Annotated in this window: 22 protein-coding genes and 3 tRNA genes; 6 read left to right on the top strand and 19 right to left on the bottom strand. The window is 64.3% G+C overall.

Features of this window, described 5'->3' with window-relative positions; genetic code table 11:
* Positions 1-30: 30 nt before the first annotated feature.
* From IGW04_RS16750 to IGW04_RS16730, 5 genes are all read right to left on the bottom strand, one after another.
* A complete protein-coding gene (locus IGW04_RS16750) occupies positions 31-1,242 on the bottom strand; it encodes a DUF3322 domain-containing protein (protein ID WP_194714221.1) in 1,212 nt (403 codons plus the stop codon).
* A complete protein-coding gene (locus IGW04_RS16745) occupies positions 1,239-4,628 on the bottom strand; it encodes an ATP-binding protein (RefSeq protein ID WP_194714220.1) in 3,390 nt (1,129 codons plus the stop codon). Before IGW04_RS16745 ends, IGW04_RS16750 begins: the two co-directional genes overlap by 4 nt.
* A complete protein-coding gene (locus IGW04_RS16740) occupies positions 4,621-5,271 on the bottom strand; it encodes a DUF4194 domain-containing protein (protein ID WP_194714219.1) in 651 nt (216 codons plus the stop codon). The genes IGW04_RS16745 and IGW04_RS16740 overlap by 8 nt, the downstream gene beginning before the upstream one ends.
* Positions 5,272-5,285: 14 nt before the next feature.
* Positions 5,286-6,743: a DUF3375 domain-containing protein gene (locus IGW04_RS16735; RefSeq protein WP_228527147.1), complete on the bottom strand. Its 1,458-nt coding sequence runs from the start codon at positions 6,741-6,743 to the stop codon at positions 5,286-5,288.
* Positions 6,744-7,016: 273 nt separating this feature from the next.
* Positions 7,017-7,092, bottom strand: a tRNA-Ala gene (locus IGW04_RS16730).
* Between the two features lie 92 nt (positions 7,093-7,184).
* On the opposite strand from IGW04_RS16730, the gene arsC reads away from it, so the two are divergent.
* On the top strand, positions 7,185-7,553 hold the full coding sequence (gene arsC / locus IGW04_RS16725; RefSeq protein WP_194714218.1) for an arsenate reductase (glutaredoxin): 369 nt from the start codon (positions 7,185-7,187) through the stop codon (positions 7,551-7,553).
* A gap of 15 nt (positions 7,554-7,568) precedes the next feature.
* On the opposite strand, the gene IGW04_RS16720 is transcribed toward arsC, so the two are convergent.
* From IGW04_RS16720 to acs, 7 genes are all read right to left on the bottom strand, one after another.
* Positions 7,569-8,780, bottom strand: coding sequence for a rhomboid family intramembrane serine protease (locus IGW04_RS16720; protein ID WP_194714217.1), 1,212 nt, complete (start codon positions 8,778-8,780; stop codon positions 7,569-7,571).
* A 191-nt stretch (positions 8,781-8,971) separates the two neighbouring features.
* The gene (locus IGW04_RS16715) at positions 8,972-10,093 is read right to left on the bottom strand and encodes an acyltransferase family protein (protein ID WP_194714216.1); all 1,122 of its coding nucleotides are present in this window, start codon (positions 10,091-10,093) and stop codon (positions 8,972-8,974) included.
* Between the two features lie 200 nt (positions 10,094-10,293).
* Positions 10,294-10,788: an arsinothricin resistance N-acetyltransferase ArsN1 family B gene (locus tag IGW04_RS16710; protein WP_194714215.1), complete on the bottom strand. Its 495-nt coding sequence runs from the start codon at positions 10,786-10,788 to the stop codon at positions 10,294-10,296.
* 124 nt (positions 10,789-10,912) lie between these two features.
* Complete coding sequence (locus IGW04_RS16705; RefSeq protein ID WP_194714214.1) at positions 10,913-11,110, bottom strand: hypothetical protein; 198 nt, start codon at positions 11,108-11,110, stop codon at positions 10,913-10,915.
* Positions 11,111-11,328: 218 nt separating this feature from the next.
* Entirely contained in the window at positions 11,329-11,571 is a 243-nt protein-coding gene (locus IGW04_RS16700) for a hypothetical protein (protein WP_194714213.1), read from the bottom strand.
* A 135-nt stretch (positions 11,572-11,706) separates the two neighbouring features.
* A tRNA-Ser gene (locus IGW04_RS16695) sits at positions 11,707-11,797 on the bottom strand.
* A gap of 197 nt (positions 11,798-11,994) precedes the next feature.
* A complete protein-coding gene (acs, locus tag IGW04_RS16690; RefSeq protein WP_194714212.1) occupies positions 11,995-13,977 on the bottom strand; it encodes an acetate--CoA ligase in 1,983 nt (660 codons plus the stop codon).
* A 197-nt stretch (positions 13,978-14,174) separates the two neighbouring features.
* On the opposite strand from acs, the gene IGW04_RS16685 reads away from it, so the two are divergent.
* The 4 genes from IGW04_RS16685 to IGW04_RS16670 all read left to right on the top strand — a co-directional run bounded on the left by IGW04_RS16685 (position 14,175) and on the right by IGW04_RS16670 (position 17,360).
* The gene (locus IGW04_RS16685; protein ID WP_194714211.1) at positions 14,175-14,789 is read left to right on the top strand and encodes a TIGR00645 family protein; all 615 of its coding nucleotides are present in this window, start codon (positions 14,175-14,177) and stop codon (positions 14,787-14,789) included.
* Positions 14,790-14,805: 16 nt separating this feature from the next.
* Positions 14,806-16,350: a fumarate hydratase gene (locus IGW04_RS16680; protein WP_194714210.1), complete on the top strand. Its 1,545-nt coding sequence runs from the start codon at positions 14,806-14,808 to the stop codon at positions 16,348-16,350.
* A 7-nt stretch (positions 16,351-16,357) separates the two neighbouring features.
* Positions 16,358-17,209 (top strand): glutamate racemase, encoded by an 852-nt coding sequence (gene murI / locus IGW04_RS16675; protein WP_323744867.1) that lies wholly within the window; start codon positions 16,358-16,360, stop codon positions 17,207-17,209.
* A 75-nt stretch (positions 17,210-17,284) separates the two neighbouring features.
* Positions 17,285-17,360, top strand: a tRNA-His gene (locus IGW04_RS16670).
* Positions 17,361-17,486: 126 nt separating this feature from the next.
* On the opposite strand, the gene IGW04_RS16665 is transcribed toward IGW04_RS16670, so the two are convergent.
* Positions 17,487-17,693, bottom strand: coding sequence for a hypothetical protein (locus IGW04_RS16665; protein ID WP_194714209.1), 207 nt, complete (start codon positions 17,691-17,693; stop codon positions 17,487-17,489).
* A gap of 197 nt (positions 17,694-17,890) precedes the next feature.
* Between IGW04_RS16665 and IGW04_RS16660 the strand changes: the two genes are divergently transcribed.
* Positions 17,891-18,082, top strand: a complete 192-nt coding sequence (locus IGW04_RS16660; RefSeq protein WP_194714208.1) for a hypothetical protein — start codon at positions 17,891-17,893, stop codon at positions 18,080-18,082.
* A 41-nt stretch (positions 18,083-18,123) separates the two neighbouring features.
* On the opposite strand, the gene IGW04_RS16655 is transcribed toward IGW04_RS16660, so the two are convergent.
* From IGW04_RS16655 to IGW04_RS16630, 6 genes are all read right to left on the bottom strand, one after another.
* Positions 18,124-20,829, bottom strand: a complete 2,706-nt coding sequence (locus IGW04_RS16655) for a bifunctional diguanylate cyclase/phosphodiesterase (protein WP_194714207.1) — start codon at positions 20,827-20,829, stop codon at positions 18,124-18,126.
* A 618-nt stretch (positions 20,830-21,447) separates the two neighbouring features.
* Positions 21,448-21,636, bottom strand: a complete 189-nt coding sequence (locus IGW04_RS16650; protein ID WP_194714206.1) for a hypothetical protein — start codon at positions 21,634-21,636, stop codon at positions 21,448-21,450.
* Positions 21,637-21,729: 93 nt separating this feature from the next.
* A complete protein-coding gene (locus IGW04_RS16645; RefSeq protein ID WP_194714205.1) occupies positions 21,730-22,812 on the bottom strand; it encodes a GGDEF domain-containing protein in 1,083 nt (360 codons plus the stop codon).
* Positions 22,813-23,215: 403 nt separating this feature from the next.
* The gene (locus tag IGW04_RS16640) at positions 23,216-24,604 is read right to left on the bottom strand and encodes a 3'-5' exonuclease family protein (RefSeq protein WP_194714204.1); all 1,389 of its coding nucleotides are present in this window, start codon (positions 24,602-24,604) and stop codon (positions 23,216-23,218) included.
* A 75-nt stretch (positions 24,605-24,679) separates the two neighbouring features.
* Positions 24,680-25,795: an extracellular catalytic domain type 1 short-chain-length polyhydroxyalkanoate depolymerase gene (locus IGW04_RS16635; RefSeq protein WP_228527146.1), complete on the bottom strand. Its 1,116-nt coding sequence runs from the start codon at positions 25,793-25,795 to the stop codon at positions 24,680-24,682.
* A gap of 15 nt (positions 25,796-25,810) precedes the next feature.
* Entirely contained in the window at positions 25,811-26,440 is a 630-nt protein-coding gene (locus tag IGW04_RS16630) for a glycine zipper 2TM domain-containing protein (RefSeq protein WP_194714203.1), read from the bottom strand.
* Positions 26,441-26,655 lie beyond the last annotated feature (215 nt).

The raw sequence follows: 26,655 nt of genomic DNA, 5'->3' as shown, positions 1-26,655 counted from the left end.
CAGATGCGCGGCAATGCCGTACCCCGCGACTCAACGCCCGCCCTGGCTGCCGTCGCCGGCATTGCCGAGCAGCGCCTGCAGATGCTGGCTGACCATCCTGAAACCGATCTGCTCCTGTTCCAGCCGCAAGCCGGTGCGAATCCGGTTATCACGCAAGGCATCGTACAGCGCCTGCTCATCGGCTGTAAGCCGGTGCAGGTCCGATATGACAGGCGTGGCTTCCCTGCCCCACACTGCCTCGTGCGCATCCAGCGTCTGCCGGTCCATCAGGAATGAGACCACATGGGGGAAGTGGCCGCGCAGCTGATCAAGAATGGCGAAACCGTGGGTATCGATGTCGCCCCAGTAATACAGGGTGCAATCGTTGAGCCAGGCACTTCGGGCCAGCGCTTCCCAGCCGTAGCCGGCGCCAAAGAGCACGATGGATTCCGGCACCGGCGGAAAGGCCAGGAAATTGGTCTCGTTTTCGGTGATGAACACCCGCTTCACGGCAGGCCGCAGGCGGCTGAAGCTTTCGGCGTCCAGGGTGACATCGGGCGATGCGACGCCCCATACCACCCGCAGTTGCGCATCAAGCACGCGCAGGCGCAGGCGCACCGGCTTTTCCAGAAAGCCATAGCGGCCGGCAAACTGCGCCACCCCGGTTTTGGCTGCGTCAATGGCTTGCGGCGGCAACGCCAGGTCGAGCAGTTCGGCCAGCACGCCGCGGCGGGCTTCGATGAACTTGGTGTGCACGCCGGGCAGGTCGACCTGGCGCAGGTAGACGCCGGGCCGAGGATGGTCTTTCAGCCATTGCACCACCGCCAGCAGCCGGGCCCAGTCGTCAGCCAGCGCCAGGGCCTGCAGCGGGCGCCGTTCCAGCCAGGGCAACAAGCCGGGCTGGGCTTGCCGCGTCGCAGTGACCAGCGTCGCAAACCGGTACCACTCGCGCTCCTTGCCCAGCAGGGCCAGCGCATCCTCGATGCCGTCGACCCAGGCGCTGGCCGGCAGGCGCTGCGCGCCCTGTACCCGGTGACGGACTTCCTGCCATTCCAGGCGTATGCGCGCCATCGCGGCCAGTTCGGTGGACCATGCGCGCACCGCGTCGAAGCGGTTCGTGATGTCTGCCGACCCGGGGCCCTTCAGCGTCAGGCGCAATGGAAAGCCGTTCTGGCCCGATGCAGCCTGGCGCAGCAGGCTTCCGCGCTCCCACAACTGCAGCAGCTGCGCCTTCAGGTCCCTGGCGCCGGTCCAGGCCGTCACGGCGTTTCCCGGCCGCCCATGGCCGCCATGGTCGCCTTCTGTCCCTGGTATTCGTCGATGGCCAGATTTCGCAGCCGCGACGAACGGCCGCCCTCGTTATGCACGAAGCCCACGCTAGCCACATAGGGTTCGATGATGTGGATCTTCTGCAGCGGCGTCACGATCAGCAGCTGCAGGTTGAGCTGCCGGAACAGCTTCAGGCCGTACTGCGCAGACTCGTCGGAACCGCGGCCGAAGGCTTCGTCGATCACGACGAAACGGAAGGAGCGCGAGCGCACCGCCCCCCACTCCAGGCCGAACTGATAGGCCAGGCTGGCCGCCAGAATGGTGTAGGCCAGCTTTTCCTTCTGGCCGCCCGACTTGCCGCCGGAATCGGAATAGTGCTCGTGCTCGGTCCCGTCTTCCCGCCAGCGTTCGCTGGCGGCGAACAGAAACCAGTTGCGCACATCAGTGACCTTGGCGGTCCAGCGCCGGTCCTGCTCGGACAGCCCGTCCCGGCCGCGGAAGCGGTCGACGATGGCCTTGACCTGAACAAACTTGGCTTCGGAGTACTGAGCATCGTCGGAGCCGGTCACGGCACCTTCCGTGCAGGCACGCAATTCCTGCTGGAATTCGCGGATCTCGGCGTCCGGGCTCAGTTGCGACTCCAGCACGATAAAGCGTCCCGGGTTGTAGTCGATCTCGGCCAGGGACTTGTTGATCTGGCCTATGCGTTCCCTAATGGTCTCCCGCTCGCGCGCCAGCTGGGCGTTGAAATTGGCGATCTCATTGATGGTATTGACATTGAGCAGTTCCTTGAAGCGCGACACGAAGCGCGGCAAGTCGTCGCCGTTCAATTGCGTCAACAGGCTCTCGTATTCGAAGGCCGCTTCCAGGCTGGCGTCGATTTCCGCGGTTTCCAGCTTGAAGGCTTCCTTGAAGGACGACATGGCCTTGATGATCTTTTCCGCCAGCCGCTTCTGCCTGTGATCCTCGGCGTCGATGCGCGACTGCAGCCAGGCGCGCACATCCTGCTCACGGTTGTCGCAGGATTCCACGCTCAACTGATGCTCGCCCAATGCCTCGGCGCGCATCGCGGCCAGCCTGGCATGCAGCGCCTCGTCGGCCACGGCGTCGGCAAGCAGCTGCCAGGTCTGCTCGCGCAATGCCTGCGCATCCGCGCGCCGCTGCTCGGCCCTGGCCTGTTTGGCCTGCGCCTCGCGCAGGTCAACGCCGGTTTTCTGCTGCGCCTGCTGCAGATCGCGCAGGCTGTCGTTGAGCTGCTTGAGCACATCCGACGCTGCCTCCAGGCGCTCGCGCTCATCCTTCAGCTGCGCGATGTCGGCGGCCACGGCGCGCCAATCCAGCTCATCGAAGACGCTGAACTCCTCGAGACGGGTGAGGGCATCGAGCCGGCCTGCCAGTTGCTGCCTTTCATTCTGGATCGCGCCGATCCGGCTGCCGATCTCGCCCAGCCGCGTCTCGAGCTGGCGGCGCCTGCCTTCCAGCGCCGCGATCTTGGCATCGTTGCTCCAGCCCAGCACATAACGGCTGCGGTCGTCGATGCGGTGGCGGTCATCCTTTTCATGCCGGCCGGTCGGGTCCTTGACCTGGCCGGCGCGGGTGATGGCGCGCGCCTCGCGCCGGAACTGTTCCTGGGTGGCGCAGCAGGCGACGTCGAAGCGATGGGCCAGCTCGCGTTCCAGCCAGTCGTAATGCGCGGAATCGGGCTTGATGGCCAGCTTGCGCACCAGCGAATCGCGGTGCAGCTCGGGCAAGTCGGCGGACTTGCGCGGCCGCACGTGGAAGTAGACCAGCCGGCCGCGCAACTGGGCCTTGTCCACCCATTCCGCCACCGCCTGGTAATGCGCCTGCGGCACCAGCATGGCCAGGCCGAAGCCGCGCAGCAGGCGTTCGGCCGCGCCTTCCCAGGCGCGCTCCTCTTCCCGCACCTGGATCAGTTCGCCGGCGAAGGGCATGTCTTCCAGGTCCAGGCCCAAGGCGGCGCAGATCGCGGCCCGGATCTGCACCTGCTGGTCGTCGATATTGCTGCGGCGGCGCTTCAGGCTGTCGATTTCGGCGCTTTGCTGCGTGTGTTCCTGCCGGCCCTGGCTCAGCGCCACGCTGTGCTCGGTCAGCTGGTTTTGCAGATCCGCGTCGCGCTGGCGCGCCTCGTCGCGCCAGGACTGGTATTTGCCTCGCTGCGCCGCAAAGGCCGCGCCATCCGCCGTCGCCGGCTCGTCCAGCACGGCCGCCAGCTGGGCGTAACGCGCATCTTTGGCGCGGCGCATGTCGCGCAACTGTTCCTTCGCGGCGATGTCGGCGGCCAGGCGGCCGAGCCGGTCGCCGCCGTTGTCATGAATCGCCTGCCTGATGTCGTCGATCCGGCGCGCCTGCTCGCCATGAGCGGCGTCGAGCTTGCGCGCCTGAGCGTCGAGGCGGTCCCATTCCTCGTCCAGCAGCGCGAGGCGGCGATCGATCAGTTCCAGCTTCAGGCCGGCGAAATGGACGCGCAGGCTGTCGCGGCAGCGGCGCAGTTCCTCGACCTCGACCTCCAGCGATTGGTGCCGATGGCAGTCCGCCACCAGAGGCGTGAGCAGCTCCACCTGCTGGCGGGTCTTCAGCACTGCCTGGTAAGCCCGGTTGAGGTCGTCGAAGTGGCCGACCAGGGCCTGGATGCGCGGCGCCACATCGAACGGCTCCAGCATGTGGCTGCGCACGAAGTCGGTCAGGTTGCCGACCGACTTCATCGACACCGTCTGATGGAACAGTTCCAGCGCCTGATCGTTGTCGATGCCGAAGCGGCGGCGGAACCAGGCCGCATAAGGCGGAAAGCTGTCGTGCAGCTCGGCGCCCAGGCCGCGCAGCTTCTTGCGCAGCTGGGCAATGTCCGCGCCAAAGCCGGCAAAGTCGTCCGCGATCGACAGGTCGCGCTCGGCGCCGGCGAAAAAGCGCGCCGGCTGTCCTTGCGCTTCCTTCATCCAGAACACCTGGGCCAGCGTCACCGTCTGATCGTAGCCGGCATTGTGGAACACGCCCAGGATGACCGAATAGCTGTGCTGGTCGCGCAGCGACACCGGCCTGGCGGCGCCGGTGACTTCATTGCGCTCGGACTTGTAATGCCCGAGCACATAGGAGCGCAGGGTACGCTCCCTGCTGTCGGCGCCGGCCGCCTTGTTGTAGGCGATGCGGTTGGCCGGCACCAGCAGGGTGGTGATCGCATCGACCAGGGTCGACTTGCCCGAACCGATGTCGCCGGTAAGCAGGCCATTCCTGCCATTGAGCTGCAGTGTCCAGACCCGGCTGTCGAAGGTGCCCCAGTTCAGCACTTCCAGCCGCATCAGGCGAAAGCCCGACAGGGTATCGTCGGCCAGGAAGTCCAGTCCCAGCGAGTGGCGGTCATTCATCGTCGCCTCCCGGGGCCGATGCGGCCGCGCCGTTGAGCTGCGCCTGGTACGCCGCAAGGCGCGCATCGAACTCGCCCAGCCATTGGGCATCGACGAAGGCCTTCAGGATGCGCCGCACCTCGTAACTGGCGGCGGCGCCGGCGGCCGGCTTGAGCCTGTGCAGAAAGCCCAGGTCCACCACCCTGTTGATCGAGCTGTCGATCTGGTCGATCAGCCTTGCCTCGTTCGGACCATGCGGCAGGAATACCCGCACCAGTTCCACGATGTCGTCGCGGCCCAGCACCAGCCGGGTGTCGCCGCCGCCGGCATCGAACTCGGCCAGCTTCTTGCGCAGCAGCGCCAGCAGCAGGCTGACCGGAAAGGACAGCGGCCGGCGCGCCACCAGGCGCGGCAGGCGCGCGGACGCTTCGTCGTCCGCCGATTCCGCACGGCTCTTCAGAAAGGCATGGCCTTCAGCCTCGTCCAGTATCAGCTCCAGGCCCAGCACGGCCGCGTAATCCCGGACCCGCGCCTGCAGGTTCAGGAGCGCTGCCCACTGGCGCTCGTCGCCTTCGCGGTAAAGCACCCCCTTCAACAGGCCGATCAGCAGCGCCGATAGATCGGCGGCGGGCGCCGGACTCGCCTGGGAGAGTTGTTCTTCCATTTCTTCCTTCCGTTTCAACGCATGAAGATCACGCGCGGCAACCGCGCGCTGCGGGTGAGCTGCGATCCATCGGCCGCTAGCGCCTGCCAGGCAATCGGCTCGGACCTGTCCTCGTCGACCGCGCTGCTGAACGTCTCGCTGCCCAGCTGCAGATAGGCAAGCAGTTCGGCCAGGCCATGTTGCAGCGGCTGGGCCGCCACCAGTTCACGCAGGCTGACCTGGGCCTTTTCCTGCAGCGCGTGGCGGATGTGACGCGCCAGACGCGCCTTGTCGACCACCACCTGATCGAACAGGGCCGAAGGATCGATGTCCTCATCGCCTGGCAGCGGCGCCAGCTCGGCGATCGCCGGCCGCAGCGCGGGCGCGAACAGGGGCCGTTCCATCGCCAGCTCTATTGTGGCGCCGGCTTCGGCGATCTCCATGAAATCGCCGGCCGGCGGCGCCTCGCGCAAGGCCAGCGCCTTGCCCTCGATGCCATGCAGGATATCCATGATGCGGCGGTTTTCCAGCCAGGCCTGGTCGTCCAGAAAGCGGCGCAATTGCTGGGACAGGGCTGCCACCGTGCGCTGCGCATGCTCGCCCGCCTCCATCCAATCGTAATGCACCCGGCGCATGCGCTCGTCGGGCTGCAGGTCGCTGACGGCGGGCAGCGACAGGGCGCGCTCCAGCAGCGCGCTCAATTCCTCCTGGCGCCGGCTCGACAGCAGGAAGTCCCAGAATGCGCGGAAGCTCTTGCCCTGGTCGGAATCGGCGATCGCGTCGCGCTCGCTCATGATTTCCTCCAGCAGCGCGCCCTTGCCGCCTTCCCACAGCGCGATGCGCTCGCGCACCCTCCGGTCCAGCAGGCGAAAGTTGTGCTCCACTTCGCGAAAGTCCGAAAGCAGTTCGCGCGCGCCCTGGGCGAACTGCTGAAAGCGATCCTTGAGCGCGGTGTCGTCCAGCAGGGGCACGTCGCCGCCCAGCACCCGGCCGATCTCGGCGTCGATCGCATCGCGCTGGCGCTGCAATTCGGCGATGCGCCGGGCCGGATCGGGTTCGCTGCCCTGGTCCAGTTGCTTGAGCAGCTCGAACAGCATCAGCAGCCGCGACTCGGTGCCGACGAACTGGCGCTCGGACAACTGCGCCAGCCAGGCGATTGCTTTCTCGGTCGCCGGCGTCAGGTCGAACTGGGCTTCGTCGGTTCCGGGACGATAGAACTTGCGCAGCCAGCCCTTGTCGGGCGCCGCCCAGTCATTGAGGTAATCGGAGGCCGGCTTGGGAAAGGCCGATTCCCCGAGCTGCTGACGCACCGGATACAGCTCGTCTTCCAGCGCCTCCGCCAGATCCGCCGCCGCCATCACCCGCGCATTCGGCACGATGAATACGCGATGCAGAAAACTGGCGATCAGGGTCGCATGATCGGAACGCAGCAGGCGCCAGGCAGGATGATGGGTGCGCAGCGCTTCAAGCGTGGCGAAGTCCAGGTTCACCATGCGGCTGCTCCGGCCATGAGCTGCGGCCAACGTGCGGCCACGATGCCGCACGGCCTGCCCCGATTTGTGTTCATGGTCATGATTGAGCGGTGATGGTTGCGCCGCGCCGGCGGCTTCTGGCAGAAAACGGGGGGAGTTTACCAAGCTATGCGCCGGCTGGCGATGTGGCGCGCAGGAACGGCTGCCGACGGCATGCTTGCAGGCCAGCTGCCGGCAGACGAACGCGCCATGCAAACGAAAGAGCCCAACCGTAATCGGTTGGGCGCTGATGGATGGTGGAGCGGAGGAGGATCGAACTCCCGACCTTCGCATTGCGAACGCGACGCTCTCCCAGCTGAGCTACCGCCCCATGGGATCCGATTGTAGTGGAGGCCGCGCGCGGCGCGCAAGCATCCGCTGATGCGCGCCATGCCTATAATTGCGGCCCACAAGGAGGACTTCATGCGTACCACGATCTATCACAACCCCGCCTGCAGCAACTCGCGCGGCGCGCTTGGCCTGATCCGCGAAGCCGGCATCGAGCCGGACATCATCGAGTATCTGAAAACGCCGCCCGACCGGGCCACGCTGGCGAAACTGATCGCCGACGCGGGCCTGACCGTGCGTGGCGCAATGCGTGAAAAGGAGCCCATGTACCGCGAGCTGGCGCTGGACGACCCCACGCTCGCCGATGACGCACTGCTGGACGCGATGCTGGCCCACCCGGTGCTGATCAACCGCCCGTTCGTGGTAACCGGGCGCGGCACCCGGCTGTGCCGGCCGCCCGAACTGGCGCTGGAGATCCTGCCGCCGCGCCCGCAGAACGCCTGACGCGCCGGCACGGCATCAGCGCCGCTCGGCTGTATGCGTCTGCTGCCAGTTCATGATGCGTGCGCGCAGTTGCTTGACCTCGCGCAGGATCTCGGCCTGACGCGCCGGCTCCGCCGGCGGCGGCGGCGCATTGCCCTTGGCGAAGCCGGTTTCCATCCGCGCCAGGTCTTCCATCAGCGCCACCATGCGCTGCAGGTCCGCCAGCAACGGCACCCGCGGGTCGCCGGCAGGCAGCCTGATCGCCGCCAGTTCCCCCGCTGTCTTGTGCAGCGCTTGCGCATGCACGGTTTGCTGGCGCAGCACGCGCAGGGACTGGGTCATGCGGCCGGCATTGGCGGCGCGCTCTTCCAGCGCCATGCGGGTCATGATCATGTCGAAGTCGCGCAGCGCCTGCTCCATCGCGCTGCCCGCCTGGAAGGCGCCCCGCACATCGACCGCAGCCGGCGGCGCGCTCGCCGCCAGCACGACGGTGGCGGCCACTGCCGCCACACTGGCGGCAAGGGTTCGATTACGGGCCTGGCTTGCGCTGCCACGGCCGCTGATGCGCTCCGGCAGGATCAGCGCCAGCAGGCAGCCGGCCAGCAGGCCGCCGACATGGGCCGCATTGTCGACCCGGCCGCTGCCGAAGCCGCGCAGCATGCCGTCCAGCAGCAGCAGGCCGATCCCGGCCAGGGTATAGAAGCTCAGCATGGTAGGCAGGAAACGCCGGTGCCGCAGCGCCGCCACCAGCAGTGCGCCGGCCACGCCGAATACCGCGCCGGAGGCGCCGACCGCGGTGCCATGCTGGGCCGAGAAATGCAGGCTGAGCGCGCTCCCGGTCAGTCCGGCGCCAAGATACAGCAGCAGAAAGCGCCGGCTGCCGTACACCCGTTCCACGGTCGGGCCGGTGCACAGCAGGCCGGCCATGTTCATCGTCAGGTGCATCAGGCCGCTGTGCAGGAACACCGCGGTGAGCAGACGCCACCATTGGCCGCGCTGCACTTCGGACGCGGCATTGCCTCCCCATGCCAGCATCTGCTCCGCCGGCGCCTGCAGCAGCGCGGCGCCCGAGGCCAGTGTCAGCAGCCAGACGGCGACGTTGAGCACCACCAGCGCATAACTGACCCAAGGCTGGCGCGCCAACGCCTGGCGCCGGTTGGCAAAGGCAGCGGCCGCGCCCGGCGGCCGCGCGGCATCAACGCCGGCGTCTGCATGGAGCGGCGTGGACGCAGGCCGATGCGTCGACACGGGCTGTGCTGGCTGCCTGTCCTGAAATGGTTCCACGGTATGTCGTCGATGCGACCCTGGGTGCGTTGAAAGGAATTTTCTAAGCTGGCAATGGCGCTTGCTGCCTGCCGGTGACGACGGCGTCCTGATGCCAGTCGGCAAGCTACCAGAAAAGCGGCACCGCTGCACGGGGGCGATGCTGCAGGCGGCAGTCAGGCGGTCACGCCTACCCGGTCTGCCTGCACCCGCCTTGCCAGCGACAGCCGCTGCCCGAGCGGCCGCTCGACGCAGCGAAAAAAGGCGGCGCCGGCAGCCACGCTGGCAACCCAGGCCACCAGCATGCCCAGGCCCTGCCAGCCAGCCGTCCCCGGCATGACGCGGGTGAACAGTGCGTTGACCAGCAAACATACCGGGAAGTGCACCAGAAATACCGAATAGGAAATCCGGCCCAGCCAGCCCAGCAGCGGCGTGAAGATGGTAGCGCGCCCGCTGGAACGCCAGAACGCCAGCAGCAGCGACAGCACCGCTGCCAGCGCAATGCGCTCGCGAAAATCGATGGCCAGTGCCAGCAGCGGGCAAAACAGGATCGCGGCCAGCAGCAAGCGCCTGCGACCCGCGGCGCCGGACCGTGCCCACCAGGCCAGCGCGCCCAGGCCGTAACTACCGAAAAAATACGGAGCCCAGACGTCCAGCGCGGCATGTCGATTGAACACCAGCAGCGAGGTGGCCGCCAGCAGCGCAATAAGCAGCGGCACCAACCAGGGCCGGCGCACGGCATCCGCAACCAGCCCGCCCCTGCCGCACAGCCACACCACCGCCGCCATCAGCGCATAAAGCTGGAAATCAATGGCGACATACCAGGCGCCCGCGGAAATGGCCTCGTAACCCAGGATGTCATGCGCCAGCAAAACATGGGCTGCCAGCTGCGCCAGCGTGGTCGGCGCGGAAATCGAATAGTGGTTCATCCAGCCGGCGGCCAGCGCAGAAGCGCAGCTTGCCAGCAGCATCGCCACGATGAACGGCGGCGCCAGTTTCAGATAGCGGCGCGCCAGCAGGCTGGCCAGGCCCGGCGTTGCGCCCGGCCTGGCTACACCGTCCGGGCACAGCGAGCGCGCCGCCAGGAAACCGCCGATCACCAGGAACACCTGCACGGCCATGCGGGCATACACGTCCAGCCAGTCGATCAGCAGCGGCGCTGCCGGCCGCACGTGATCCGACATCGGCCCGTAGAACGCGAGATGGTGAAGAACGATCAGCTGTGCGGCGAGACCCTTGAATCCGTCAAGGAACCCAAGATGCTGTGCACCATTAGGGCGAGACTGCAGCTTAAGCACTGCGTCCTCGCATGGCGGGACAGGCAGGAACAAGGCGGCTTCGCATCGGCGCGGAATGCGCGTCACTGGCGTGGTCAATCATCGGGCGTTTCAATCGGGGAACTCGGAAAAAAGCCGCCATTATCGCCGTTTTATGGATAAAAAGTTAACCTTGGGAAAAAGTGTGCTGCCCGCCAGAATTTCCGACCGTTAACGTACTGTCAGGTCGCTTGCGCCAGCAGGCATTCCCAGTAGCCCACGTCGAGCCACTGGTCGAATTTCCGTCCGACTTCCCGCATCCGTCCAACGGCACAGAAGCCGAACGCCTCGTGCAGCGCCACGCTGGCCTCGTTGGGCAGCACGATGCCGGCCAGTACCGCATGCACTCCCCGCCCGCGCAGGGCCTGCAGCAGCGCCTGATACAAGCGCGTGCCCAGGCCCATGCCGGCACTGCCGGGCGCAATATAGACCGACGATTCCACCGTATGCCGGTAAGCGCTGCGCGGCTTCCATGCGGTGGCATAGGCATAACCGGCCACCGCGCCATCGATTTCGGCAACGAGGAACGGGAGCGCGGGAAGAATGGCCTCGATGCGCCGCGCCATTTCGTCGGCGCCGATTGCTTCTTCCTCGAAGGTGGCGGTGGAATGCAGGATGAAGTGGTTGTAGATCTGGCAGATTGCCGGGGCATCGGCAAGCGTGGCGGCACGTATCATGGCAAAAGTTTCTTGGGGGAATGTTGTTATTGTAATCCGCCTGCCGCCCTCCCTGCTTGCGCGCCGCCGCTACCGCTACCGCTACCGCTACCGCTACCGCTACCGCTACCGGTAGTTCTAGTGCTCAGTCGACTGGAAACTCGTCGGGCGGCGCCAGCGGATGTGCCGGGCGCCTGTCGACCGACAGGTATTTCTGCTCGCAATGGCTGACATCGACCTGAGCGACGCAGGCCTCGAAATCGTCCGCCACGCCGGCACTTTCGAAGGTGTAGATGATGTCGTTGACCTGCACTTCAGTCGGGGAAATCCGGATATTTGCCATCGGCAGTCTCTCTTGGTGGTGAATCAGAAATGGAACGGAGACCTATCCGACTCCATAAATACCGGGCGGTTTCAACGACGGGTGCGATTGATTTGCGTGAGGCGATCAGGTCTTCGGGTCATGGCAACCTGCGGGGATGGTGCTGGGTTTCAAAACCGGCATCCGGGTGCGATGCGCGCATTCAAGCGGTCATTGCGACCGCCATGCCAGCACTTGCGCTACGATGCCTCGCCATCGTCATGGCGAGCGAGTACATCCTCCGCCAACTCCATTCTGAAAGTCGCCAGGGCATGCCGCACCCGCAGCATTTTCAGCATCAACTCCGCCTGCTCGCTGCTATCGCTCCCGGCAGCGGTCATCGCAACAATGACTTCCTGCAGCGCATTCAGTCTCTGCTCGAGTTCCTCGATATGAATATCGATCAGGACCAGGCCCGGTTGCTGATGCACTTTGTCTTCCATGCCTGTCCTTGTTGAGTTTGGAGCATGGTAGGCGTGATTGGGGATTCTGACGGTATGCATGCTGACATAGGCGGGGATACGGCGCGACTCGGCTTGCAGAAATAAAAAAGCCCCTGGCGGGGCCTGTTGAATTCCTGGCGGAGAGAGGGGGATTCGAACCCCCGATAGGCTATGAACCTATACACGCTTTCCAGGCGTGCGACTTAAACCACTCATCCATCTCTCCTGCATCTGGCGGTAGCGCGGCGCGGCCGGCGCTACCCGACGAAGGCGCAGATTATAGCAAAATTTCCCAGAAACACACGTCTTTTTGCATCGTCCGGAAATCATGGTTTAGGAACCAGGGATTTCCGCCTCGCAACCACTCGCGACCATAAAAAAGCCGCCGCGCGGCAGGCGCGGCGGCTGGAATGGCACGCCTGATCAGATCGCGTGCTTGAGCTGATCCAGGATGGCCGGGTTTTCCAGGGTCGAGACGTCCTGCGTGATTTCCTCGCCCTTGGCCAGCACCCGCAGCAGGCGGCGCATGATCTTGCCGGAACGGGTCTTGGGCAAGTTGTCGCCGAAGCGCAGTTCCTTGGGCTTGGCGATCGGTCCGATTTCCTTGCCTACCCAGTCACGCAACTCCTTGGCGATCTGCTTGGCTTCGTCGCCAACCGGGCGCGGACGCTTCAGTACGACGAAGGCACAGATCGATTCGCCGGTGGTTTCATCCGGCTTGCCGACCACGGCGGCTTCGGCCACCAGTGGATGCGCCACCAGCGCCGACTCGATTTCCATCGTGCCCATGCGGTGGCCGGAGACATTCAGCACATCGTCGATGCGGCCGGTGATGGTGAAGTAGCCGTTGTCCTTGTTGCGGATCGCGCCGTCGCCGGCCAGATAGGTCTTGCCGCCCAGCTCCTCGGGGAAGTAGCTCTTCCTGAAGCGCGCCGGATCGTTCCAGATGGTGCGGATCATCGAGGGCCACGGACGCTTGACCACCAGGATGCCGCCCTGCCCGTTCGGCAGGTCTTGCCCGGTCTCGTCGACGATGGCCGCCATGATGCCCGGCAGCGGAAGCGTGCAGGAACCCGGCACCATCGGGGTTGCGCCCGGCAGCGGCGTGATCATGTGGCCGCCGGTTTCGGTCTGCCAGAAGGTGTCGACGATCGGGCACTTCTCGTGGCCGACGTTCTTGTAGTACCACATCCAGGCTTCCGGATTGATCGGCTCTCCCACCGAGCCCAACAGGCGCAGGGAAGACAGGTCGTAGCGGTCCGGGTGCACCGCCGGGTCGGCGTCGGCCGCCTTGATCAGCGAGCGGATCGCGGTCGGCGCGGTGTAGAAGATCGATACCTTGTGGCGCGCGATCATGTCCCAGAAACGGCCTGCGTTCGGGAAGGTCGGCACGCCTTCGAAGATGATCTCGGTCGCGCCCACCGCCAGCGGGCCATAGGTGATATAGCTATGCCCCGTCACCCAGCCAATGTCGGCGGTGCACCAGAACACGTCCTGCGGCTTGATGTCGAAGGTCCACTTCATTGTCAGCGCGGCCCACAGCAGGTAGCCGGCCGAGGAATGCTGCACGCCCTTGGGCGTGCCGGTGGAGCCGGAGGTGTAGAGGATGAACAGCGGATGCTCGCTCTCCACCCACTCCGGCTCGCAGCTATCCTGCTGCTGCGCCACCAGTTCATGCATCCACAGGTCGCGGCCTTCGGTCCAGCCGATCTTGCCCTTGGTGCGCTGGTAGACGACCACATTGCGCACTGCCTCGCAGCCGCCCAGCGCAAACGCATCATCGACGATGGCCTTGAGCGGCAGCTGCTTGCCGCCGCGCACCTGCTCGTCGGCGGTGATCACCGCCACCGCACCGGCGTCGATGATGCGCTCCTGCAGCGACTTGGCGGAAAAGCCGCCGAACACCACCGAGTGCGTCGCACCGATGCGGGCGCAGGCCTGCATCGCCACCACGCCCTCGATCGACATCGGCATGTAGATCACGACCCGGTCGCCCTTCCTGATGCCCAGCGACTTCAAGCCATTGGCGAACTGGCAGACGCGGCCGTGCAGTTCGCGATAGGTCAGTCGGGTGACTTCGCCGCCGTCGGCCTCGAAGATGACAGCGGTCTTGTCGGCATTGCCGTTTTCCAGGTTGCGGTCAAGGCAGTTATAGGAAACGTTGAGCTTGCCGTCGCCAAACCATTTGTAGAAAGGCGCGTCCGACTCGTCCAGCACCTGGGTGAATGGCTGCTGCCAGCTCAGGTTCTCGCGCGCCAGCCGGCCCCAGAATCCCTCATAGTCGCGCTCGGCTTCGTCGCACAGGGCGCGGTATGCGTCCATGCCGGAAATCGCGGCCTGGCTGGCCAGTTCGGCCGACGGATTAAAGATGCGGCTTTCCTGCTTTAAAGCTTCCATGTCTGCCATGTTCGTCTCCTGCCTTAATTAAATGAAAAGTTGCTGCTCACGATAGACGCAAGGACTTACTCGTTCCTTACATTGTCTGATGCATAATGTCGGGCTTTTATCCCCGGGGCATAGCCGCAGACCGCACATGCTGTTGCAGTGTAGAATGCCGGCGGCGCAGATGCTCCAATTTGATACAAGCCAAAATCACAATGACGATGTCCCAGAATTCCGAGAAACAGGTCACTAAACCCATCGGCCCGCTTGCCAGCTTCATCTTCATGAGCCGCTGGCTGCAACTGCCGCTGTACCTCGGCCTGATCCTCGCGCAGTGTGTCTATGTCTATCATTTCTGGGTAGAGCTGTCCGACCTGATCGGCGCCGTGCTGGGCAATCCCGACTCGCTGGCGCATATCCTCGACGCCGTCACCGTGGACGGCGCGCCGCGGCCTTCCAAGCTGACTGAAACCACCATCATGCTGGTGGTGCTTGGACTGATCGATGTAGTGATGATTTCCAATCTCCTGATCATGGTGATCGTTGGCGGTTACGAGACCTTCGTCTCGCGCATGAATCTTGAGCAACATCCAGACCAGCCCGAATGGCTGTCCCACGTTAACGCCACCGTGCTGAAAGTCAAGCTCGGCACGGCCATCATCGGTATCTCGTCCATTCACTTGTTGAAGACCTTCATCAACGCCAGGGCCTATGACGAGAAGACCCTGCTTGCACAGACCGGCATCCACCTGGTGTTCCTGATCTCGGCGCTGGCGATTGCCTACAGCGACCGCATCATGTCAATGACAGCCAATGCCGACCGCGACACTCACTGACCTCAAAGACGCTCACATGACTACCATCATCAAGCAAGAAGACCTGATCGAATCCGTAGCGGCTGCGCTGCAATACATCAGCTACTACCACCCGGTCGATTACATCCAGCACCTGGCGCGCGCCTACGAGTCCGAGCAGAGCCCGGCCGCGAAGGACGCGATCGCCCAGATCCTGACCAACTCCAAGATGTGCGCCGAAGGCAAGCGGCCGATCTGCCAGGACACCGGCATCGTCAACGTGTTCCTGAAGATCGGCATGGACGTGCGCTTCGAGGGCTTCTCCGGCTCGATCCATGATGCCGTCAACGAAGGCGTGCGCCGCGGCTACAACAATCCGGACAACATGCTGCGCGCGTCCATCGTGGCCGACCCGCAATTCGAGCGCAAGAACACCAAGGACAACACGCCGGCCGTGATCCACATGGAAGTGGTGCCGGGCGACAAGCTCGACGTGCAGGTGGCGGCCAAGGGCGGCGGCTCGGAAAACAAGACCAAGTTCGTGATGCTCAACCCGTCCGACTCGCTGGTGGACTGGGTGCTGAAAACCGTGCCGACCATGGGCGCCGGCTGGTGCCCGCCGGGCATGCTGGGCATCGGCATCGGCGGCAGCGCCGAGAAGGCGATGCTGATGGCCAAGGAGTCGCTGATGGAAGACATCGACATGTATGAACTCCTGAAGCGCGGCCCGCAGAACAAGACCGAGGAGCTGCGCATCGAACTGTTCCAGAAGGTCAATGCGCTGGGCATCGGCGCGCAGGGCCTGGGCGGCCTGACCACGGTGCTGGACGTGAAGATCAACATGTACCCGACCCATGCGGCATCCAAGCCGGTGGCGATGATCCCGAACTGCGCCGCAACCCGCCATGCGCATTTCGTGCTCGACGGTTCCGGCCCCAGCTACATCGAGCCGCCGGCGCTGTCGGAATGGCCGGAAGTGCGCTGGACGCCGGACACCGAGAAGTCCAGGCGCATCGACCTCAACACGCTGACCAAGGAGGAAGTCGCTTCCTGGAAGCCGGGCCAGACGCTGCTGTTGAATGGCAAGATGCTGACCGGCCGCGATGCCGCACACAAGCGCATCCAGGACATGCTGGCCAAGGGCGAGAAGCTGCCGGTGGATTTCACCAACCGCGTGATCTACTACGTCGGCCCGGTCGATGCGGTGCGCGACGAAGCGGTCGGCCCGGCAGGCCCGACCACCGCCACCCGGATGGACAAGTTCACCGACATGATGCTGGAGCAGACCGGCCTGATCTCGATGATCGGCAAGGCCGAGCGCGGCCCGGTGGCGATCGAGTCGATCAAGAAGCACAAGTCGGCTTACCTGATGGCGGTTGGCGGCGCGGCCTACCTGGTGTCCAAGGCGATCAAGGATGCCAAGGTCGTCGGCTTCGAAGACCTCGGCATGGAAGCCATCTATGAATTCGACGTGCGCGACATGCCGGTCACGGTGGCGGTCGATTCCAATGGCGTCTCGGTGCACAACACCGGCCCGAAGGAATGGCAGGAGCGCATTGCAAAGGACAGCAGCATCAGCCGCATCCCGGTATCGGTTGGCTGATGTTGCCGTGACGATTGCGTCCCAGATGCCCACCGCGGTCCATGCCCCGGTGGGCATTTTCGATTCGGGGCTGGGCGGCCTGTCGGTGCTGCGCCATGTGCGCCGCCTGCTGCCGCATGAGGCGCTGGTGTACGCCGCAGATTCAGCCTTTGCGCCCTATGGCGGCAAGGACGAGGCTGCGGTTTTGGCACGCACCGTGGCAATGGCCGACTTCCTGGTGGCGCAGGGCGTGAAGGCGCTGGTCATCGCCTGCAATACCGCCACGGCCGGCGCGATCGTCGAGATACGCAGGCGCTATCCGGCGCTGCCTGTGGTTGGCGTGGAGCCGGGGCTCAAGCCGGCCGCATTGCACACCAGAAGCGGCACGGTAGGCGTGCTTGCCACCGAGCGTACCCTGGCCAGCCGGCGCTTCATCGCGCTGGAAGCGCAGATCGCCGAGGCCAGCGCCGTGCGCTTCATCGGCCAGCCCTGCCCCGGCCTTGCCGACCAGGTGGAAAAGGGAGAGTTGCGCTCGCCAGCCACCATGGCTTTAGTAAGCCGCTTCGTCGAACCACTGATCGCCGCCGGCGCCGATACCCTGGTGCTGGGCTGCACCCACTACCCGTTCCTGAGCGCGCAGATCGAATCGGCTGCCAGGCAAGCCGGCGCAGCCAGCCTTGCCATCATCGACACAGGCGACGCCGTAGCCAGGCAATTGGCAAGGCTGCTGGCAGACCACGGCCTGCTGCGCCCACCATCGGCGACGCCAGCGGCAATTGCTGCATGGACCACCGGCAGCGCCAGCAGCCTGGGCACGGCAATGCGCAAATTGCTGCATTTGACGGCCCCGGCGAAAAGAATTGCAGAAAGGCCGGATTAGATTTGCATGAGGGGGCTGTTGTTTGTATAATTGCCGCCTGTCTCGCAAGCAACAGCCGAGAGAACAGCATCAGTGGTGGCCGTAGCTCAGTTGGTAGAGTCCAGGATTGTGATTCCTGTCGTCGTGGGTTCGAGTCCCATCGGCCACCCCAAGAAATTCAAGCGAACAGCCCGGTCAACAGCCGGGCTTTTTGTTTTCGTGGCCACAAGGCGGGCCGCTGCGGATTCTGCCAGCCGCAGGCAGTACTCCCGTCAAGCGGCGCCGCACTACTGCGGTTCTACTTGTTCAGCCGATTAATATGTTCGCGCGCCGCATCCAGCAACTGGGTCTCCGCCGATTCCTGCGAGCCGGATTCGATCACGCTCATTTCGCTGCGAAACAGGTCGCCATCCTTTTCGCGGACATACGCGCCGTACCACTTTCCATCGCGCAGCTCAGCGCTTGCCGTCAACTTGTAGCCTTTGTAGTCGGTGGTCTGGGTCATGATGCACTCCTTCCATGCAAAACAGCGACGAATGCCAGTTTGACCAGCTTTATGGCGCGCTATTCCCACCCACGGCATGCATTCCGCTATTCGCGTGCCTAAACATCAAAAAATTTATCATGGGAAATTTATTAGTGGCACAATAGCTTTGTTAAATCGCAGAGTGTGCCTGCGTGCCTTCCATCACTATTTACCTCATGAAAAACGCCATTACCTGCTCAGTCATGCTTGCCGGCTACATTGCCGCGGCCGTGCTATTCCTTTGCGGCGCGCTGCTGTACCTGCCGATTGGCATGGTCGCCGCCTGCGTGGAAGTAGCGCGTGACCGCAAGGCGCGCACCTCGGCGCTGGAAGTGAAGCCGCTGCTGCCCAAACTGGGCAAGGAGTAAGAGACAGGCGAGACAGGCCGGCTCTGCGCTGGCCCTTGGCTTCAGGCGGGCTGCAGGGGACGCTGTGTCTGCAGCTGGAAATAACGCTGCGCCATGAATGTCTCGGCCTGTGCGGCAGGCACGGGTCGCGAAATGAAATAGCCCTGTACCTCGTTGCAGCCCAGGGTTTGCAATATCTTCAACTGCTCCAGGGTTTCCACGCCTTCCGCGACGACCTGCATGTCCAGGATATGGGCCATCGACACGATGGTCATGAAGAATGCCTCGCCCTGCTTGCCGCCATCCAGCGCCTGGGTGAAGGCGCGGTCCACCTTCAATACATCCAGATCGAGCCGCTGCAGTTGCGATAGCGACGAATAACCGGTGCCAAAGTCGTCCACCGAAATCCGCACGCCCAGCGCCTTCACGGCGGCAATGTCTTCAGCCACCCGGTCGCTGTCCTGCATCATGCAGGATTCGGTGATCTCGATCTCCAGCAGCGAGGCACGAATGCGATGCCGGGCAATCGCCTCTGCAATCACCTCCTTCAGGCTGGACTGGGCAAACTGCGCCGGCGAGACATTCACCGACACGGGCACTACCCTCAGGCCCCGCGCCTGCCATGCCGCAACCTGGGCGCAGGCCTGCTCGATGACCAGCCTGCCAATATCGATGATGAGTCCGGTCTGCTCGGCCAGCGGGATGAATTCCAGCGGCGGCACCATGCCCCGCTCGGGATGCGCCCAGCGCACCAGCGCTTCCATGCTGAGCAATTCTCCGTTGACGGCGTTGACCCGCGGCTGGTAGTACAGCAGGAACTGCCGGTCCTCGACAGCGCGCCGCAATGCCGATTCATTGCTGACGCGACGCACGATCTCTTCCGTCAGCTCGGGCGCGTAGAAGGCATAACGGGCCTTGCCTTCGTTCTTGGCGGCGTACATCGCGGTATCGGCATGCTTCAGCAGCGCTTCCGCGCTGCCGCCGTCGTCCGGATAGAGGCTGATGCCCACCGACGCCCTCACCTTCGGCGCGAACCCGCCACACACCTGGAACGGCGCTTCCAGCACGTTCAGGATGCGGGCGGCAACGCGGACTGCATCCTCCCTGGCATCGACCCGGGACAGAAGGACGGTGAATTCATCGCCGCCTAGGCGCACCACATGGTCGCCCGGCCTGAGCACCGACTGGATCCGCTGGCCCGCCTGGCACAGCACATCGTCGCCGGCATCGTGACCCATGGTGTTGTTGACGTCCTTGAAGTCGTCCAGGTCCAGATACAGCACCGCCAGCCTGGCATTCTGGCGCCGCGCATCGGCCAGTGCGGCAGGCAGGTAGCTGGTCAGCCAATGGCGGTTGTTCAACGAGGTCAGGGCGTCGGTGTTGCCCAGCACTTCCAGCGCCTGCTCATGGGCCTTGGCCTCGCTGATGTCACGCAGGGTGATGGCGACGCCATCGCCGGAACGGACCAGGCGCCGGTGGATCCAGTTGATGCGGCCGTCGTGGACCTGCCTGAATTCATCCTCGCGGAAACCGGCTTCCATGGCGGTGACGAAGATGGCCATCACCTTGGCCAGCTGCCTGCCCTGATAGATCTGGGAGAAGCGCACGTCCAGCAGATCGCTTGCGCGAAAACCAAGCATGCGCGCACCCTGCTCGTTGCAGTTCTCCAGCACGAAATCGGTAATGTTGCGCTGCTTGCCGTATAGCGCGCGCGCCATGAAAAAGCCCTCGCGCGCGCCTTCGATCGCCAGCCGGTAGGTATCGGCGATGGCAGCCGCCTGATGCTTGCGCCAGACCAGGCGGCCAGACAGCACGCTTCCCAGCGTCGCCACCACCAGCAGCAGAAGGCTGGCGCTGGTTGCCATGCCTATGTAGTTGCGCTTTTGTGCCGTGAACGGCAGATGGATGTCCTCCTCCGACAGCGCCACCATCGACACCAGCGGATAACGCGCCAAACTGTCCCAGGCAACGATGCGCGCGCGCTGGTCGGTGAATTCCTGGCCAGCGACCAGCCGGCTGCCCTGTGCGGCGGAGAATACCTCGGGACGGCGCGCCAGTGCGCCGGGGTCGCTCAGGTTGCTGCCGGTCCTGGCGGCAATGAATTCGCCTTCCCTGGAAACGATACCCATGGCGTCGTTCGCTCCCAGCACTGCCTTCTCGTAGAACGAGGCCAGGATCGCCGGCGGCACGGCGACATACAGCAGCCCGTTGAAGCGCCCTGCATCATCCTTCAACGCGCGGCTGAAAATCACGCTCGGCTTGCCGGTGATACGGCCGCGCTTGACGCTTTCAATGTGCAAGCCGGAGATCCGGCCGTCCCGTTGCGCCTGGAAATAATTCCGGTCCGTGATATCGACGCGACCCTGCGTCGCCAGAAGGCTGGTGAGCAGCTTGCCGCTCCTGTCATAGATGGCGATCGACAAATCGGGGTGGTCGGGGAAAAGACCCTGCCCGGCCTGGTCCTCAAGCCGCATGGTGCCGCCGCTGCGTTTCCAGTGATAAGCCAGATTGAGCGTGATCCGGTCGATCTGCTCGACCGAGCGCGATAGCTGCTCTGCATAGGAGGTGGCCAGCGCCTGCGCGTCGAGCAGGGCGGCGTCATTCACGCGTCTTTTCTCCGATGCAAGATGCGACAGCGTCAGCACCCAGGCAAGGGCTGCGATGCAAAGGCACAGCAGCGGCCAAGCCGCCACATGACGCATGTTTCCCTTCAAAAACCGCAGTTGCGCCAGGGCGCTTCTGAGCTCGTCTGTTTCCTGATTATCCATTGCCCGGGTCTCCAGCTATGCTTCCAGTCGCGCGGCCTTTCCGGCTGTCGCTTAAATTTTCCTCGGAGCAATAAACAGGATAACCCGAATTTTTTCGGATACAAAGTTATTCACGCGAAATAACGTCGGGAAGGCGGTGCCGCCTGCCTGCATGGCCAACGCCAATCCATAACGTCCCATGACACCGCGTCTTTTCCCGCCTGGCTGCGTTGGGATCGCCGTCAATGGCTGGGCTATTGACTCCTCGCCCCTTTTGCCAGACGAAAAAATCCATCGGTTTCATCCGGGACGTTATGGATTGGGGTTGGTATGCGGCGTTTTGCGGCGACCGCGGGTTTCGGCTCGAATGTGTTGCCGGCCCACGCAGGCGGGTTTCATCTTTGGTGGATGCCGATCCGCTGGACGGCGTTGCGGCCTATGCCGGCAAGGGGGATGGTCAGGGCCGGCTGGATAGGCAGCCGGCCCCTTGTGTGAGTGCCGGCCTTGCTGCTTACCGGATTGGCGGCCGCGGGATGCTGCTTGCCGCTGCGCCGTTGCGGCGGGTGCGGCAGGTGGCTGCCTGCCGGTGGGCGGCGGGCAGGATCAGGGCGTGTCTGGCCTGGCTGGCGCTGCAATGCGTCAGGCGCCGGCGCCGGCCTCCCCTTCCTCGACCTTGCGGCTTGCTTGCGGCGGATGATCGATCACGCAGTGCGCCACGTCCACCGCAGCCACGCATGCCTCGAATGCGTCCGCCTGCCCGGCGCTCGCATAGCTATAAATTACCTCGTCAACCTGAACTTCCGTAGGCGAAATCCGCACAGTTGCCATTCTTGTCCTCACCAATATGCACAAAGCGGCGATGCTAGCATGGGCTGCGCCGGCAACTTTTGCGCAATTCGTCAGGAACGCACGCGATGCCGCTCAGGCCGCGATCACCGTCCGCTCGTAGTCCGGGCCGGAGATGCGGAAGCGGTTCTTGCCGCTTTTCTTGGCCTCGTACATCAGGGTATCCGCCAGGTGCAGCATGGCTTCCAGGCTGTGCGCCTGCGGATGCGGCAGCATGCAGATGCCGATGCTGGCGCTGAGGCACAGGCCCGGATCCTGTTCGATTTTTATGTCGGCAATCGCCGACAGTGCCAGCGCGGCCAGTTGCTCGACCTGCGCCTGGTCCTTGATATCTGCCAACAGCACCGCGAATTCATCGCCGCCTATGCGCGCCACCCTGTCACTGGCGCGAAAGCAGCGGGTCAGGCGACTCGCCGTGTCCACCAGCACCATGTCGCCGGCCGCATGGCCACAGGCGTCGTTGACCGCCTTGAAGCCGTCCAGGTCCAGCAGCATCAGCGCTCCCGAAGCGCGCGCCGAACGAGTGCCAGCGGCACGCTCGTTAAGGATGCTCATGAAGCCATGCCGGTTCAGCGCGCCGGTGACCGAATCCGTCATGGAAGCGAGTTCGAAACGCGCCGCCCTCCGCTCCAGCGTGCGCTTGGCCCTGGCCATGCGCGCATTCAGCGCCGAGGCGTACAACGGCACGATCAGGATGGACAGCACCAGGCCCAGCGCCAGGCTCGGCTGCCCCAGCCAATAAGGGGAAAACATCACCGCCAGCGCAGCGGAAGCCGCGCCGATATAGACCGACAGCCGGGTATAGCGACGGCCGAAGCGCAGGCCATTGCCCAAGGCGATGCTGACCGGCATCCAGATCAGCGGCGCGCAATAGGCGTCGCCGACGACGATGCCGGCGGCAAAGGTGAGCTGGTCGAGAAAGATGCTGGCAACGCGCCTGACCTTGCCGCGTAACAGGCCGCGGGCAACCACCTGCACCCAGATTGCGGCGAAGCCGGCATAGCAGCCGGCCAGGATCGTGATCTCATCAAGGCCCGGGCCGGCATGCCATAGCCGGGCAAGTGAAAAACCGCCGAGCACCAGTATCGCTGCTGCCAGGCGAAACCAGGCCTGCCCCATTTCCGTGGACAGGCGCACGCGCCGCAACGCCGTCTTCATGCCTACCTTCCCCATCAATGCCCGCCTCTGCTGTGGTCGCCTGATCGCATTCCGGAATCCCGAAATCATACTAAAAAGCAATTAAGCCAATCTACCGTCCTCGTTGCCATTGCACAAGAAGTCAAGCCGGCAAATAGCGATGGGCAATGTTAATTGCTATAAATTTTATTACTATTGAAGAATTACAATAATACCCAAGTTTATTGCACAAAAACAATTTTTTACAGGAAATCAGCTTGTTTCCGAAGACGCTGATGCATTTCCAGCAAGGCCTGCGTGCTGCCAGAGCCGGCAGGATGCAAGGTGGGGTGACAAGACCAAGGTAGCCAGGACAGTCAGCGGTACTGATGCAGATGACGGGCAATCGTGCTTCCCTGCCCTTGCCTGAGTCCCTTGCAGGCGCTCAGGGTGCGAGCACGCGCACACGGTCGCCCAGGCTGGCAAGCTTCTTGTTGAGCAGTTGATAGACATCGCGGTCGAAGGGCTGCTGGCCGCGCCGGGTGAGTATGCCCGGGTCGTCCCGGATATGGACGGTGCCGAGATAGGCCCAGCCGTCCACCACATGCAGGTTATCGCCTTCGAGGATGCCAACCGGTCCAGAATACGGCCAGGGCTGCAGCCGCAAGCCGGCCAGCGCCTCGCGCACCCGGGCATTGTGCTCCTCCGCAGGTTCGCGCCCGGCGCAGACGCCCAGGCACTTCTTGACCTGGCTGGCGAAACAGGCCTTGCCGCCACGCGGCTTTTCCAGGCCCAGGGTCACATGGCACAGCTTGTGGGCATCGGCGATGGACTTCATCGCGTCGGTGGCCTTGCGCTTGCTGGTATAGAGGCCGTACAGCGCGGGGTCGTGGCCAAAGAACAGGTCGTTGGTATTTGCCAGCGCCAGCCGCAGGCTGCCGTTGCGTTCGATCAGCCGCCACGAGCAGATTTCCTCGTTGGCGCGCAGCTTCACGTTGTGGGCGGGCTTGAGCTTCTTGACCAGCGCCGCCTCGCGCAGCAGCGCACCCAGTTCGCCGCTGGCATGCAGCCAGTCGATGCGCTCGACCTGCTGGCTGATCGCCAGTTCCTTGGGCAGCGCATGGTCGGTGCTGAAGTGCGACAGAATCCGCCGCCGCAGGTTGTTGGCCTTGCCGATATACAGCGGCAGGTCATTCTCGCCATAGAACAGGTAGACGCCGTGGCTGGACGGCACGCTGTCCATCTGCAGCGCATCCAGCCGCGACGGCAGCGTCGGCCGCGTCAGGAGGCGCGACACCGCTTCCTCGATAGCCTCCGGCGCATGGCTTTCCGGCAGCTTTTGCCAGAATTGCCAGATCAGCTGGGCGTCGCCGAGCGCGCGGTGGCGCTGCGTGACTTCCAGCCGGTGGCGTTCGACGATGGAATCGAGGTTGTGCCGTGCAAATCCGGGAAACAGCTTGCGCGACAGGCGCACCGTGCACAGCACCGGCGGCCGGAACTCATGGCCGGTGCGGCGGAATTCATTTTTCAGGAAACCGTGGTCGAAGCGGGCGTTATGGGCGATGAAGATGCGGTCGGCCAGCCGGGCATGGATGTCGTCAGCCAGTTCGGCGAAGGTCGGCGCATCGGCCACCATCTGGTTGCTGATGCCGGTCAGCGACTGGATGAAGGGAGGAATCGGCATTTCCGGATTGACCAGGCTGCTCCACTGGCGCACCTGTCCATCTTCATCGACTTCGATGATGCCGACTTCGGTGATGCGGTCGGTAGTGGCGGTGCCGCCAGTGGTTTCCAGATCGACAAATGCCAGGCGGGGGGAGACGGACTTGGGCAAGATATGACGGCTCAACTGTATGAAAAAACAGTATGCGGGCGATAGTCGCCTTTCGCAAGCCTGCTTCGTTGGGATTCAGCGACGATGGCGCGAAAAAAAATCCCACATCATGCGGCTTGCATCCGGCCCGGCGCAGGCATTGTATTTCAGGCTGCAGTCGCCGCCGCTCCACGCATGGTCGAGCTGGGCGACATCGCAGACCCTGAGCAGGATCTTGCGGCCGCGCCGGTAGTCGCGGATCCGGTAGGCATGCGACTGGCGCCGGCCCGCGGCGCGGCCCGGCTTGTCCACCGGCGGCTCGGCGCTGTGGGCATCGAGCCGATTGATCAGCCGGAACTGTGCTTCGAGCTGCTCCTGGTTGATGCGCCGCACGACACGGTCTTCCTTGCCCTGGATCAGGATGGCCGGCAGCGTCGGGAAACTCGCATCCCCTTGCAACAGCGTTGTTATCGCGTGTTCGGCCAGATGGGAGGCGCCGAGCTGCATCACGCCGTAGGCGCCGGTCTTGCTGTGCCCCGCGCCAAACACCGGGCCGGAATGCAGGCCGACCGCGGCGATCTTGTCAGGGTGGCGCAGCGCCAGGATATTGGCCATGCCGGCGCCGGCCGACAGCCCGGCGGCATAGATGCGGCCGCGGTCGATCGGATAGGCCGCGCAGACCTTGTCGATGATGCCCGCTATCAGGCGCACATCGTCGCCGCCGTCCTGGGTCGTGCGCTCGTACCAGTGCCAGCAGCGGTTTGGATGGCCGCGCAGCGATTGCTGGGGATACGCCACCGCAAAGCCTTTCTGTTCGGCCAGCGCGTTCATCCGCGTGCCGCGCGCAAACTGCTCGGCCGACTGCTCGCAGCCATGCAGCATCACCACCAGCGGCAGCGGCCCGATCGGCGCATTGGCCGGCATGTAGAGCCAGTAAGGCATGCGCCGCGCCGGCAGCTTGCCGCCGTCAGCCAGCGAGGAATAATAGAAAGCCATCCATTTGCCAGGCAAGCGGCCTCCGGCCGGCGCCACAGCCTGGCGCGGGGTCCTGGCCGGCGCCAGGCTGGTCACGGCTGCCTTCGCCGGTTTGCGCCTGGCCTTGGCAGGCGGCTTGGGCAGCAGGCTCTTGAGCAGCCTGCGCTGCTGGCTGCGCTGCGCGCTGGCCACCTGCTTGACGCCGGCGAGCCAGAGGCGGGTGAGGCTTTTCAGCATGGCATGCCGGCCTGGTCAGTACGCCGGGCTGACCGACACATTGACCCGCAGGCTGGTGCCCGGATCGCTCGGCATCACCGTGCTGTAGGTGCGGCCGTTGTAGACATAGGTGATGTCGTAGCCGGCATTGCGCTCGACCACCCGGTTGACGACATTGCAGCGCCGCACCTGCCGTTCGATCGGACCGGGCGGCAACTGGCTGCCATTCATGTTGCCGGCCACATTCTGGCCGACCAGCGCGCCGCCGACCGCGCCGATCGCGGTCGCCGCCGCGCGGCCATTGCCGCCGCCGACCTGATTGCCCAGCAAACCGCCGGCGAGGCCGCCGATGATCGCACCGCCGATGTTCTGTCCCTGCGCATTCTGGGGCGGCGGCGCGACCCGCTCCACATCCATATGGCATTCTTCCTGCGGCATGCTGACCTGCTCGATGCGCGGCATCACCCGGGTGACGCGGGCATTATCCTGGAACACCATCGGCGGCGCAGCGGCCGGCGCCGGCTGCGCGACATAGGCCGGCGGCGGCGTGCGGTAGTCCTGGCCATAGCGGTTGTCGTAGCGATATTCCTGTGCATGGGCGCAGACGGCGATGCTGGAAAAGGCGCTGGCAAGCAGCAGCGCAACCAAGGAAATTCTCGGGGTCATTTCTTGTTCCTGGAAGAGACAGTCGGGAAAACGGGGTATTGAATTGCTTATGCGTAACGATATATCGTCGTTTGGCATCCATGATTGGTTTTTACAAACGCACACAGTTTAACTCATGGATAAACCGTGTCCGCGGCCGTAAGGCATCGCGGGCCTGTCCGGCAACCGACAATTTTTCCCGAGAATGAAAAGCTTACTCCACCGCATGGCCGAAC

The organism is Noviherbaspirillum soli (assembly GCF_015352955.1).
Lineage (GTDB): Bacteria > Pseudomonadota > Gammaproteobacteria > Burkholderiales > Burkholderiaceae_D > Noviherbaspirillum_A > Noviherbaspirillum_A soli.
Note: the sequence above shows the minus strand (reverse complement) of the source record. Positions and strands in the feature narration are given on the sequence as shown.

Coding starts and splice junctions, on each gene's coding strand:
- IGW04_RS16630 (WP_194714203.1), bottom strand. CDS start 26,440: ATGACCCCGAGAATTTCCTTGGTTGCGCTGCTGCTTGCCAGCGCCTTT.
- arsC (WP_194714218.1), top strand. CDS start 7,185: ATGCGTACCACGATCTATCACAACCCCGCCTGCAGCAACTCGCGCGGC.
- IGW04_RS16700 (WP_194714213.1), bottom strand. CDS start 11,571: ATGGAAGACAAAGTGCATCAGCAACCGGGCCTGGTCCTGATCGATATT.
- IGW04_RS16745 (WP_194714220.1), bottom strand. CDS start 4,628: ATGAATGACCGCCACTCGCTGGGACTGGACTTCCTGGCCGACGATACC.
- IGW04_RS16735 (WP_228527147.1), bottom strand. CDS start 6,743: ATGGTGAACCTGGACTTCGCCACGCTTGAAGCGCTGCGCACCCATCAT.
- IGW04_RS16665 (WP_194714209.1), bottom strand. CDS start 17,693: ATGACCCAGACCACCGACTACAAAGGCTACAAGTTGACGGCAAGCGCT.
- IGW04_RS16635 (WP_228527146.1), bottom strand. CDS start 25,795: ATGCTGAAAAGCCTCACCCGCCTCTGGCTCGCCGGCGTCAAGCAGGTG.
- IGW04_RS16705 (WP_194714214.1), bottom strand. CDS start 11,110: ATGGCAAATATCCGGATTTCCCCGACTGAAGTGCAGGTCAACGACATC.
- IGW04_RS16710 (WP_194714215.1), bottom strand. CDS start 10,788: ATGATACGTGCCGCCACGCTTGCCGATGCCCCGGCAATCTGCCAGATC.
- acs (WP_194714212.1), bottom strand. CDS start 13,977: ATGGCAGACATGGAAGCTTTAAAGCAGGAAAGCCGCATCTTTAATCCG.
- IGW04_RS16650 (WP_194714206.1), bottom strand. CDS start 21,636: ATGGCAACTGTGCGGATTTCGCCTACGGAAGTTCAGGTTGACGAGGTA.
- IGW04_RS16660 (WP_194714208.1), top strand. CDS start 17,891: ATGAAAAACGCCATTACCTGCTCAGTCATGCTTGCCGGCTACATTGCC.
- IGW04_RS16655 (WP_194714207.1), bottom strand. CDS start 20,829: ATGGATAATCAGGAAACAGACGAGCTCAGAAGCGCCCTGGCGCAACTG.
- IGW04_RS16740 (WP_194714219.1), bottom strand. CDS start 5,271: ATGGAAGAACAACTCTCCCAGGCGAGTCCGGCGCCCGCCGCCGATCTA.
- IGW04_RS16680 (WP_194714210.1), top strand. CDS start 14,806: ATGACTACCATCATCAAGCAAGAAGACCTGATCGAATCCGTAGCGGCT.
- IGW04_RS16645 (WP_194714205.1), bottom strand. CDS start 22,812: ATGAAGACGGCGTTGCGGCGCGTGCGCCTGTCCACGGAAATGGGGCAG.
- IGW04_RS16685 (WP_194714211.1), top strand. CDS start 14,175: ATGTCCCAGAATTCCGAGAAACAGGTCACTAAACCCATCGGCCCGCTT.